The organism is Sphaerotilus uruguayifluvii, assembly GCF_013294065.1.
GTDB classification, from domain to species: Bacteria; Pseudomonadota; Gammaproteobacteria; order Burkholderiales; family Burkholderiaceae_C; genus Sphaerotilus; species Sphaerotilus uruguayifluvii.
In genome coordinates, this window is sequence record NZ_JABSNM010000008.1 from 226,849 (window position 1) to 238,350 (window position 11,502).

The 11,502-nt window shown below is 74.0% G+C and carries 7 protein-coding genes; 3 read left to right on the top strand and 4 right to left on the bottom strand.

What is annotated here, in order from left to right:
- Nucleotide 1 precedes the first annotated feature (1 nt).
- On the bottom strand, nucleotides 2-4,291 hold the full coding sequence (locus HNQ01_RS11215) for a YhdP family protein (RefSeq protein WP_173805506.1): 4,290 nt from the start codon (nucleotides 4,289-4,291) through the stop codon (nucleotides 2-4).
- 72 nt (nucleotides 4,292-4,363) lie between these two features.
- On the opposite strand from HNQ01_RS11215, the gene glnE reads away from it, so the two are divergent.
- Entirely contained in the window at nucleotides 4,364-7,141 is a 2,778-nt protein-coding gene (gene glnE, locus HNQ01_RS11220; protein ID WP_173805507.1) for a bifunctional [glutamate--ammonia ligase]-adenylyl-L-tyrosine phosphorylase/[glutamate--ammonia-ligase] adenylyltransferase, read from the top strand.
- Entirely contained in the window at nucleotides 7,120-7,788 is a 669-nt protein-coding gene (rrtA, locus tag HNQ01_RS11225) for a rhombosortase (protein WP_173805508.1), read from the top strand. The genes glnE and rrtA overlap by 22 nt, the downstream gene beginning before the upstream one ends.
- Here the strand turns inward: rrtA and HNQ01_RS11230 are convergent.
- From HNQ01_RS11230 to HNQ01_RS11240, 3 genes are all read right to left on the bottom strand, one after another.
- Nucleotides 7,736-9,625, bottom strand: a complete 1,890-nt coding sequence (locus HNQ01_RS11230; protein WP_173805509.1) for a potassium transporter Kup — start codon at nucleotides 9,623-9,625, stop codon at nucleotides 7,736-7,738. The genes rrtA and HNQ01_RS11230 overlap by 53 nt on opposite strands.
- A gap of 158 nt (nucleotides 9,626-9,783) precedes the next feature.
- On the bottom strand, nucleotides 9,784-10,044 hold the full coding sequence (gene grxC, locus HNQ01_RS11235) for a glutaredoxin 3 (protein WP_173805510.1): 261 nt from the start codon (nucleotides 10,042-10,044) through the stop codon (nucleotides 9,784-9,786).
- A gap of 120 nt (nucleotides 10,045-10,164) precedes the next feature.
- Entirely contained in the window at nucleotides 10,165-10,572 is a 408-nt protein-coding gene (locus tag HNQ01_RS11240) for a rhodanese-like domain-containing protein (protein ID WP_173805511.1), read from the bottom strand.
- 95 nt (nucleotides 10,573-10,667) lie between these two features.
- Between HNQ01_RS11240 and gpmA the strand changes: the two genes are divergently transcribed.
- Nucleotides 10,668-11,411, top strand: coding sequence for a 2,3-diphosphoglycerate-dependent phosphoglycerate mutase (gpmA, locus tag HNQ01_RS11245; protein WP_173805512.1), 744 nt, complete (start codon nucleotides 10,668-10,670; stop codon nucleotides 11,409-11,411).
- Nucleotides 11,412-11,502: the final 91 nt, after the last annotated feature.

The window sequence follows — 11,502 nt, forward strand, 5'->3', positions numbered from 1 at the left end:
CTCATGGCGTGCTCCTCTTCTCCTGCGCGGGCTCGGGCTCGGCGCCCTGGTCGGGGCGGGGGCGGGCGCCGGTGCTGCGGTCGACGCTGGTCACGTCCGGCGTGTCCCAGCGTCCGGTGATGCGGAACTCGCGGGTGGCGACATCGGCCAGCGGGCCCTTCAGCACCATCTGCGTCAGCAGCGTGCCCAGGCCGACGGCCGGATTGATCACCGCATAGGCCAGCGAGGCCGCGCCGGCATTGAGGTCGGGCACGACCCAGACGTGCAGGTTCTGCGTCTCCTGCGCCAGGCTGGTGCTGCCCTCGGTCAGGATCATCGCCTGCAGACCGCGGATGCGCAGGTTGCGCGTGCTCGCCAGCCCCTGGCGGATCGAGACGTCGCCGTCGATGTGGTCGAAGCCGAAGCCGCGCTGGAACAGGTCGCGGAAGTCGAGCAGGAAGCGCCGCGGCAGCGACTGCAGGCTCAGCACGCCCAGCAGCCGCCCGGCGCCCGGATCGGCCTGCGGGAAGCGCCCCTGGTCCAGATCCAGCCGCAGGTGGCCGCCGAGCCGCGCGGTGGCGTAGTCGGTCGGCGTGCCGGGCCACTGGATCTGGCCGCCGAGGTGGCCGCGCCCGCCCTGCATCTGCCCCGGCCAGCCCAGCGCGTCGAGCAGCGCGCCGCCGTCGTCCAGGTCGAGCCGGAAGGTCATGCGCGTCTGGCCGGCCGGATCGCCCGCCGCCGCCTCGGCCGGCAGCCACAGCCCGACCGCCTCCAGGCGCGCCTCCGGCCGGATCAGCGCCAGCCGGCCGATCTGCCAGCCGCCGCCCGGACGCGGGCCGGCCTTCATCTCCAGCCGGCCGAGCGGCTTGCCGGCGAACTCGACCGCCTCGGCCTGGATGTCGAGCTGCGGCAGGCGCTGCACCGCCGCGCCGGTGTCGGCATCGACCGTGCCGGCGCGGGTCAGCGTCGCGGGCAGCGGCTCGCCGGCCGCGCGCGGCATCAGCATCAGCCGCGCCAGCCGCGCCCGCAGCGCCGCCGGCCGGCCGGGCGCGGCCTCGGTGTAGTCGGCCTCGCCGTCGATCTGGTCGGCCGTCAGGCGCAGCTGCCAGCGGTCGGCGCGGGTGACGTCGCGCTGCAGCGCCGCGTCGACCCGGTCGAGCTGGCGCCCGCCCAGCGTCAGCGCCGCGGTGCGCAGCCGCAGCCGCGTCGGCAGGTGGCTCGCGGCGACGGGCGAGGCGGGCGAGGGCGGCGGCACGGCGGCGGCCGCGGCCGTCGGCGGCGCGGAGAGCGCGCGCCAGTCGGCCGGCGCCTCCTGGTCGAACCACTGCTGCCAGCGGTCGAGCGACAGCGCCGGCAGCGCCAGCACCGCGTCGACGCCGCGCGCCGGGCCGTCGGGGTCGCCGTCGGCCGGCGTCGGCGAGCCCAGCGCGAGGCGCCCGCGCAGCACCCGCCCGCTCTCGGCCTCGCGCAGATAGGCCACGCGCAGCAGCGGCTGCGCCGCCGGGCCGGTCTCGACGCGCAGCCGCTCGGTGCCGGCGCCGGTGCCGCTGTCGCCCGGCTCGAGCCGCACCCGCAGCGCCATCGGCTGCGCGGCCGGCTTGTCCAGCGGCGCCGGCAGCCGCGAGGCCAGGCCGACGAGCTCGCTGTCGATCGCCAGCCGCGTGCCCAGCCGGCCCAGGCCGAGCTCGATGCGGTAGTCGGCCTGGCCGTCGAAGGGCTGCAGCAGCGTGCGCAGCACCGCCGGCTCGTCGAGCGCGCGCAGCCCGGCGGCGCTGGCGCGCCCCTGGCCGCTCAGGCGCATCTGGCCGTCCTCGCCGAGGCGGCCGGCGAACTGCAGCGGCCCGCCGGCGACCTGCGCGCGCGCCTCGTCGACCGCGAAGTCGCGCTCGCTGAAGGCGAGGCTGCCGTGCAGCTGCGTCAGCTCCGGCGTGTCCGGGCGCATGCGCAGCCGCGCGTCCTGCAGCTCGACGCGGCCCTTCAGCGTGGTGCGCGCGGCATCGAGCACCGGGATCTCCAGCTGCAGCGCCAGGCGGGCGTCGCCGGCGGCCTGCACCGGCGCGAACAGGTCGCCCAGCCAGCCGTCGACCGGGCTGTCGACCAGGTAGCGCACCACGTCGCCGGCCGGGCCGTGGCCGCGGCCGGACAGGCGCAGCACCGGGTCGTGCAGGAAGTCGGCGATGCCGCCCTCGACCTCGTGCAGCGCGAAGCGGCCGCTGCCGGTGCGCCCGAGCCGGGCCTCGATCTCGCCCAGCGTCAGCCGGTTGCCGTCGATGCGAAGCTGGCCGGACGCGTCGGTGAAGGCGGGCCAGCGGCTGCCGGGCACCGAGTCGAAGGCGACGCCGTCGAAGCGGCCCTCGATCAGGAAGCGTCCCGGCTCGTCGCGGCCGGTGTAGGGAAAGTCGAGCACGTCGCCGCGCACCTGCGAGCGCACCGCGCGTGCATGGCCCGAGCGCAGCGCGCCGGCCAGGTAATGGCGCACCGGCGCGCCGATGCCCAGCGGCAGGTAGCGGTGCACCCGGTCGGCGCGCAGCGTCTCGACCCGCGCGTCCAGGTCGAGGTGGCCGGGCAGCCAGCCGCCGCGGCCGAAGCGCTCGCCCTCGGGCGGGCCGCTCTTCCAGCGGCCGGTGAACTGGCCCTGGCCGTCGGCGGTGGCGAAGCGCGCCTGGCGCACCTCGACCTCGATGGCCGGCCGCGCCGCCGGCGCGCTGCGCCGCAGCGACCAGCGCACGTCGGCCTGCAGCCGCCGCACCGGCACGCGCGGCTCGTCGAACACGCCGGGAAACTCCAGCGCGCCGTCCTCGCCCATGCGCACGCCGGCGCGCCCGCCGCGCTCGGTGGCGTCGAAGTCGACCTGCGCGCCGTGCAGGCCCGGGCGCCCCGGCGTGGCGCTGCGCTCGAGCTGCTCGGTGGCCGGCTCGGCGCTCAGCGACAGGCCCTCGGTGCGACCGCGCGCGCGCCAGTGCTCGGGCAGCTCCGCCTCGCCGCTCCATTCGTAGTGCAGCCCGATCACCTCGCCGAGCGGGCGGGTCTCGGCGAGCAGCCGGCGCATCGGTCCGCCCAGCGGCACCGCCCGCGCCGAGCGCGCCAGCAGCGCCAGGTCCAGCCGCGAGGCCTCGAAGGTGCCGCCGTGCCACTGGCCCGGCGGGCCCTGCAGCGCCAGCGTCAGGTCGGTGGCGGGCCAGCGCGCCTGCGGCTGGCCGTCCTCGGCCGGCAGCTCGAAGGACAGCGCGCGCGCGGTGATGCGGCTGCCGCGCTCGTCGTCATGCGCGAGCGCGAGCTGGCCGGCGATGCGCCCCAGCGCCAGCGGCGGCAGCGTGCGCGCCAGCCGCAGCGCCACCGTCTCGAGCTGCAGGTCCAGCCCGGCCTGGACCAGCTGGCCGTCGCGGACGTCGATGCGGCTGGCCAGGCGGCCGCGCCCCGCCAGCAGGTCGAAGGGCAGGTCGACATGGCGGCGCAGCCGGCTGACGTCGACCTGCGGCCAGTCGGCGCGCAGCTGGCCGGACCAGCGCTGCCAGTCGCCCGGCGAGATGCCGCGCGCCGCCGCCAGCCGCGGGCTGGCCAGATCGGCCTCGACCGAGAAGCGCCGGCCCCAGCCCTCGGGCGGCGTGGCCTGCAGCCGCGCGACATGGCGCCGGCCGGGGTTGTCGAGCGTGATGTCGACGTCCGAGAGCTCGAGCGCGCCGGCGTCCGGGCGCATCGCGTCGATCCAGCGCAGCCGCGCGTCGTGCAGCGCGACGTGCGGCTGGCTCGCCAGCCAGTCGACCAGCGCCTGGCCGCCGCCGTCGTCGGCCTTCGGGTCGCCGCCCTCGAGCGGCCGCCCCGCCAGCAGGATGCGCCCGCCGGCATCGCGGCGCAGCTCCAGCGTCAGCGCCGACAGCTCGAGCCGGTCGAGCCGCGGCTGCCAGCCGTGCAGCGAGCGCGGCAGCAGCGAGCCGGGCGTGATCACCGCCTCGGCGCGGCCCAGCCGCAGCGCCTCGCGTCCGTCCGCGCCGCTCAGCCGCAGTCCCTCCACCCGCAGCACCGGCGCCCACAGGTCGCCCTGCACGGCGATCCGGTCGATCTTCACGTCCAGTCCGACCGCGCGTGAGGCCCATTGCACCAGCCAGGGGCGCCAGGCATCGAGGCGGGGCAGAATCCCCCATTGCAGGATCAGCCATGCCGCAAGCAGGATGATCGCCAGGCCTGCCAGCGCCGCACCGAGGCCGCGCAGCAGGCGCCGGGCCCTGCCGGCCGCGGCATGTCCCTGCGCGCCGACGTCGGTGTCGGCGGTCGGTTCGGCGGAGGCGTCGGACGATCGGGAGGGGGTGGACATGGACGCAGCGAGACGGACGCAGCGAGCGCAGGCGCCGGCAGGATGGAAGCAGAGAAGCTAGCACAGACCCGAATGGATTCGACCGATACCCTTGCTGAAGCCGGCGACGGCACCCTCGCCCCGCGGGCTCGCGCGGATCACAGCCGCTACGTGCAGCGCGTGCGCCGCGTGCGCGGCGACTCCCTGGCCTGGCTGCCTCCGGGCGAGCCGGTGCGCGAGACGATGGAGGCCGCGCTGCAGACCGTGCTGGCGCAGGGCCGCCCGCTGGCCGCGGCGCTGCGCATCGTGCGCCAGCTGGTGATGGAGCGCCTGGTGGTGCTCGACGTCGAGCAGCAGGCCTCGGTCGAGACCGTCACCCGCGCGATGACCGAGCTGGCCGAGGTGACGCTGGAGGCCGCGCTGGCCTTCGCCCGCGCCGAGCAGGACGAGCGCCACGGCGCGCCGCGCACCGCCGCCGGCGAGCCGATCGACTTCTGGATCGTCGGCATGGGCAAGCTCGGCGCGCGCGAGCTCAACGTCTCCTCCGACATCGACCTGGTCTATGTCTACGAGGAGGACGGCATGACCGCCGGCCGCGCCAGCGGCGCCGGCGTGATCACCGCGCACGAGTACTTCTCGCAGGTCGCGCGCACGCTGCGCGCGCTGATCGGCGACCTGACCGAGGACGGCTTCGTCTTCCGCGTCGACCTGGCGCTGCGCCCGAACGGCAACTCCGGCCCGCCGGTGGTCAGCCTGGCGATGCTGGAGGAGTATTTCCTGGTGCAGGGCCGCGAGTGGGAGCGCTTCGCCTGGCTCAAGAGCCGGGTGGTGGCGCCGCGCGAGGCGGTCACCTCGGGGCGGGCGAGGGCGCTGCGCGACGTGGTCACGCCCTTCGTCTACCGCCGCTACCTGGACTACGGCGTCTTCGAGGGCCTGCGCCAGCTGCACCAGAAGATCCGCGACGAGGCGATGCGCCGCGCCGCCGGCCGCCCCGAGCGCGCCAACGACGTCAAGCTCTCGCGCGGCGGCATCCGCGAGATCGAGTTCATCGTGCAGCTGCTGCAGGTGGTGCGCGGCGGCCAGTTCCCCGAGATCCGCACCCGCCCGACGCTGAAGGCGCTGCAGCGCCTGGCCACGGTCGGCCTGATCCCGCAGGACACCGCCGACCGGCTCGGCGAGGCCTACACCTTCCTGCGCCGCGTCGAGCACCGCATCCAGTACCTCGACGACCAGCAGACGCACCTGCTGCCGACGGTCGACGCCGACCTGCGCTGGATCGCCGCGTCGATGCGGCTGGCGTGCAGCGCCGAGGCCTGCGACCTGCTCGACGCGCTGTGCACGCACCGCGAGCTGGTCGCCAACGAGTTCGACGCGCTGCTGCACGAGGGCCGCAGCGCGCCGCCGCGCCCCGGCCACGGCGGCACCTGCCGCGGCTGCTCCGGCCCGCCGCCGACGCTCGACAGCCCGGCGCTGCACGACGGCCTGTCGCCGGAGCTGGCCGCGCGGCTGAAGCTGCTGGTCGACTCGCCGCGGGTGGCGCTGCTGCGCGACGAGGGCCGGGCGCGGCTGGCGAAGCTGCTGATGCGCGCGCGCCGGCTGACCCGCGACATGCCCGGCATCGGCGACACGGCGATGCTGCGCTTCATCGACTGGCTCGAGCCGCTGCTGCGCCGCGACAGCTACCTGGCGCTGCTGGCCGAGCGCAGCGAGGTGCTCGGGCGCCTGCTGCACCTGCTGGGCCTGGCGCGCTGGCCGATGCGCTACCTGATGCAGCATCCCGGCGTCATCGACGAGCTGGCCGACGTGCGGCTGCTGGGCGAGCGCTTCGACGCGCCGGCGCTGGCGCGCGACCTGGAGGCGCGCCACCAGGCCTGGGTGCGCTCCGGCGAGGCCGACGAGGGCGAGCTGCTCGACACGCTGCGCCGCGCGCACCATGCCGAGACCTTCCGCACGCTGGTGCGCGACGTCGAGGGCGAGATCACGGTGGAGCAGGTCGCCGACGACCTGTCGGCGCTGGCCGACGCGACGCTGGACCTGACGCTGGACTGGGCCTGGCGCCACCTGCGCCACCGCCACCGCGAGCAGCCGCGCTTCGCGGTCATCGCCTACGGCAAGCTCGGCGGCAAGGAGCTGGGCTACGGCAGCGATCTCGACATCGTCTTCCTCTACGACGACGACGACGAGCGTGCGCCCGAGGTCTATGCCGCCTTCGCGCGCAAGGTCATCACCTGGCTGTCGCTGCGCACCGCCGCCGGCGCGCTCTACGAGATCGACACCGCGCTGCGGCCGAACGGCAACTCCGGCCTGCTCGTGACCTCGATCGAGGCCTTCGCGCGCTACCAGCAGGGCCGCGGCAGCAACACCGCCTGGACCTGGGAGCACCAGGCCATCACCCGCGCGCGCTGGTGCGCGGGCGACGCCGGGCTGGTGCCGCGCTTCGAGGAGGTGCGCCGCGCGGTGCTGACCGCGCCGCGCGACCACGAGGCGCTGCGCCGCGAGATCGCCACGATGCGCGAGCGGGTGCGCGAGGCCCATCCGGTGCGCCCGACCCGCTTCGACGTCAAGCACGGCCGCGGCGGCATGATGGACATCGAGTTCGCGGTGCAGTGGCTGGTGCTGGCGCACAGCGCCGCGCATCCCGCGCTGCAGGACGACGTCGGCAACATCGCGCTGCTGCAGCGCGCCGAGCGCGCCGGGCTGCTGCCCGAGGGCATCGGGCGCCACGCGGCCGATGCCTACCGCGAGCTGCGCCGCGCGCAGCACCGCGCCCGGCTCGACGAGGCCTCGACCCAGTTCGAGATCGAGGCGCTGGGCGAGCTGGCGGCGCACCGCCAGGCCGGCCTGGCGCTGTGGCGCGCGGTCTTCGGCTGAGGCGGGCGGTGCGCGGGCTGGCCGGTGCCTGGCGCATCGGCTGGAGCCAGGTCGGCGCGCTGCTGGCGCTGCCGGCCGCGGCGATCGGGGCGTCGCCGGGGCTGGCGCGGCAGGTGCTCTCCTGGCAGCCGGCGCTGGTCCTCGTCGAGCCGTGGCGCTGCTGGAGCGCCGCCTGGGTGCATTTCAGCGCGCGTCACCTGATGGCCGATCTGGTCGGCGCGGTGCTGGTGCTGCTGCTCGGCCGGGTGGCGCGGCTGACGCGCGCGGCCGCGCTGGCCTGGGCGCTGGCCTGGCCGCTGACCCATCTGTCGCTGCTGGCGGTGCCGGCGCTGCGCCGCTACGGCGGGCTGTCGGGCGTGCTGCACGCCGGCGTCGCGGTCGCGGTGGTGATGCTGGTGCTCGAGCCGGGGCGCACGCGCGCCGAGCGGCAGGTCGGCGCGGCGCTGGGGCTGGGGCTGGTGGCGAAGGTGCTGTCGGAGCGGCCCTGGGCGGCCGCGCTGGTGCAGCCGCCGGGCTGGGACATCGCGATCGCGCCGGCCGCGCATGCGGCCGGGGTGCTGTGCGGCGCGGCGTGCGCGCTGCTGGCGCTGGCCGTCAGATCTCGACCTTCGAGCCCAGCTCGACCACCCGGTTCGTCGGCAGGCTGAGGAAGTCGGCGGCCGCCGCGGCATTGCGGTGCATGTTGGCGAAGAGCTTCTCGCGCCACAGCGCCATGCCCTCGCCGAAGGTCGGCATCACGATGTCGCGCGACAGGAAGTAGCTGGTGTCCATGTCGTCGAGCGGAACGCCGCGGTCGCGCAGCAGCTTCAGCGCCTCGGGCACGTCGGGCTCGTTCTTGAAGCCGAAGTTCAGCGTCACCTGCCAGCAGTCGTGGCCGAGCGAGTCCATCGTGATGCGTCGGTCGAAGCCGATCCACGGGATGTCGTGGTGGCGCACCGTCACGAACAGGTTGTGCTCGTGCAGCACCTTGTTGTGCTTGAGGTTGTGCATCAGCGCGTTGGGCGTGATGTCCGGCTCGGCCGACAGGAAGACCGCGGTGCCGGGCACCCGCACCGGCGGGTTCACGAAGATGGCCTCCAGGAAGGTGTTCAGCTCGATGGCCTCGTCGCGCAGGCGGTGGCTCATCAGCGCGCGGCCCTGCTTCCAGGTCAGCATCAGCGTGAACATGCCGATGCCGATCACCAGCGGGAACCAGCCGCCGCCCAGCAGCTTGAGCATGTTCGACGCGAAGAACGAGACGTCGATGACGAAGAAGAAGCCGGTCGCGGCCAGGCACAGCGGCAGCGGGTACTTCCAGCCGTGGCGGATGACGTAGAAGGTCATGATCGTCGTGATCGTCATGTCCAGCGTCACCGCGATGCCGTAGGCCGAGGCTAGGTTGGTCGAGGACTTGAACAGCGCCACCGCCAGCACGATGAACATGAACAGCCCCCAGTTCACGAAGGGGATGTAGATCTGGCCGAGGTCCTTGACCGAGGTGTGCAGGATGCGCATGCGCGGCAAGAGGCCCAGCTGGATGGCCTGCTTGGTCACCGAGAACGCGGCCGTGATCAGCGCCTGCGAGGCGATGACGGTGGCGGCGGTGGCCAGGCCGACCAGCGGCAGCGCGGCCCAGTCCGGCGCCATCATGAAGAAGGGGTTCTCGATCGTCGACGGATCGAGCAGCAGCATCGCGCCCTGGCCGAAGTAGTTGACGACCAGCGCCGGCATGACGAAGCCGTACCAGGCGATGCGGATCGGACGCTTGCCGAAGTGGCCCATGTCGGCATAGAGCGCCTCGCCGCCGGTCACGCACAGCACCACGGCCCCGAGGCCGATGAAGGCGACCATCGGCTGCGCGGCGAAGAAGCGCACCGCATGCAGCGGGTTCAGCGCCACCAGCACCGCCGGATGCTCGACGATGTGCGGCAGCCCCAGCGCCACCAGCACGCCGAACCACACCAGCGTGATCGGCCCGAAGGCCTTGCCGATGCCGCCGGTGCCGAATCGCTGCACCGAGAACAGGCCGGTGAGCACCAGCAGCGTCAGCGGCATCACGACGCCGTGCAGCCCCGGCGCGGCGATCTCCAGGCCCTCCATCGCCGACAGCACCGAGATCGCCGGCGTGATGACGCCGTCGCCGTAGAAGATCGCCGTGCCGAACATGCCCAGCATCATCAGCACGCCGTGCAGGCGAGGGCGCTCGCGCACCGCGTGCGTGGCCAGCGCGAGCATCGCGATCAGGCCGCCTTCGCCGTTGTTGTCGGCGCGCAGGATCAGCAGCACGTACTTGACCGAGACGATGGTCGTCATGGTCCAGAACAGCAGCGACAGCACGCCCAGGATGTTGTCCGGCGTGACCGGCACATGACCGGCGTGGAAGACTTCCTTGAGCGCGTACAGCGGACTGGTGCCGATGTCGCCGTAGACGACACCCAGGGCGCCGAGCGTCAGGGCGGCCAGCGCTCGGCCGGTCGGAGCGTGCTGCGAATGGGGGGACGTCACCGGAGGTCGGGCGAGGACGGACCTTCGCCTGTGGTCGAAAGTCACGATTGTGCGCTCGCCTCCCCCCGGTCCGTGAAGCCGGTGTTGCGGGGAACCCTCAGTCCGGCGGCGCCGTCGCGTGCGGACGGCGCCGTCCTGCCGGGCCGGTCAGCCGGGTTTCAGGCCTGCTGCAGCAGCGGCGCGAGCCCGCCGCGCTGGTCGAGCGCGACCAGGTCGTCGCAGCCGCCGACATGGGTGTCGCCGATGAAGATCTGCGGCACGGTGCGCCGGCCGGTGATCTCCATCATGCGCGCGCGCTCGTCCGGGTCGAGGTCGACGCGGATCTCCTCGATCTGCGCGACACCGCGCGCCTGCAGCAGCTGCTTGGCGCGGATGCAGTACGGGCAGACCTGGGTGGTGTACATCCTGACGTGGTTCATGGCGGTGTGCTGGGCGCCGGCGCGGCGCCGTCTGGCTGGAGGACCGATTGTGGCCGCGGGCCGGCGGTCCGGCGCGGTGCCGGCGCCTTGTCCGCGCCCGCGGCGGTGGCTTGGGCCGCGTCAGGCGTCCTTGCGCACCGGCAGGCCGGCCTCGCGCCAGGCGTTCATGCCGCCGTCGAGCACCACCACGCGCTCGTGGCCGAGCCTGCGCGCCAGCGCCGCGGCACGCCGTGCCCGCACGCCCGAGGCGCAGACCATCACCAGCGGCAGCGCCTTGTTCGTCGGCAGCGACTTCGAGCCCTCGAGCTGCGCCAGAGGAATGCTGCGCGCCTGGCCGATGTGGCCGGCGGCGAACTCGGCGGGCTCGCAGACGTCGATGACGACCGCCTTCTCGCGGTTCATCAGCTGCACGGCCTCGGCCGGCGAGACCGCGTCGGCGCCACCGCGACCGATCGTCGGCCACAGCAGCGCACCACCCGAGGCGGCCGCGCTCAGCAGCCAGATCCAGTTGTCGACAAGGAAGTTCACGGAAAGGGGCGCCGGAGCGGGCCGGGCGCAAGGGTTGCCAAGGGCGCGGATTATAGAATTCGCGCCGAATTTCAACCCCGAGACCACCGACTGCCATGTACAAGCTCGTGCTGATCCGCCACGGCGAATCGACCTGGAACCTGGAAAACCGCTTCACCGGCTGGACCGATGTCGAGCTGACCGCCACCGGCGTCGAGCAGGCCCGCCAGGCCGGCCGCCTGCTCAAGGAGGCCGGCTACGAGTTCGACGTGGCCTACACCTCGGTGCTCAAGCGCGCGATCCACACGCTGAACCACTGCCTCGACACGATGGACCGCGACTGGCTGCCGGTCGTCAAGGACTGGCGCCTGAACGAGCGTCACTACGGCGGCCTGCAGGGCCTGAACAAGGCCGACATGGCCAAGCAGTACGGCGATGCGCAGGTGCTGGTGTGGCGCCGCAGCTACGACACGCCGCCGCCGTCGCTGGAGTCGGACGATCCGCGCGGCCAGCGCCAGGACCCGCGCTACGCCCGGCTCGCGCCCGAGCAGATCCCGCTGACCGAGTGCCTGAAGGACACGGTCGCGCGCGTGCTGCCGTGCTGGAACGAGGCGATCGCCCCGGCGATCAAGGCCGGCCAGCGCATCGTGCTGGCCGCGCACGGCAACTCGATCCGCGCGCTGGTCAAGTACCTGGACAACATCGGCGACGACGACATCGTCGGCGTGAACATCCCCAACGGCATTCCGCTGGTCTACGAGCTCGACGCCGACCTGAAGCCCATCAAGTCCTACTACCTGGGCGACGCCGAAGCCGCTGCCAAGGCCGCTGCCGCTGTGGCCAGCCAGGGCAAGGCCTGAGTAACCGTCTTTCGAGTCAAGCGCCGTGAAGCGATGTGTCCCAAGGTTTGTTGGTTTTGACCATGGCGTTGAGCATGGTCACGAGCTTGCG

Bases quoted from the DNA above. Each gene is read 5' to 3' on its own strand.
- HNQ01_RS11215 (WP_173805506.1), bottom strand. From the start codon at position 4,291: ATGTCCACCCCCTCCCGATCGTCCGACGCCTCCGCCGAACCGACCGCC.
- glnE (WP_173805507.1), top strand. From the start codon at position 4,364: ATGGATTCGACCGATACCCTTGCTGAAGCCGGCGACGGCACCCTCGCC.
- grxC (WP_173805510.1), bottom strand. From the start codon at position 10,044: ATGAACCACGTCAGGATGTACACCACCCAGGTCTGCCCGTACTGCATC.
- gpmA (WP_173805512.1), top strand. From the start codon at position 10,668: ATGTACAAGCTCGTGCTGATCCGCCACGGCGAATCGACCTGGAACCTG.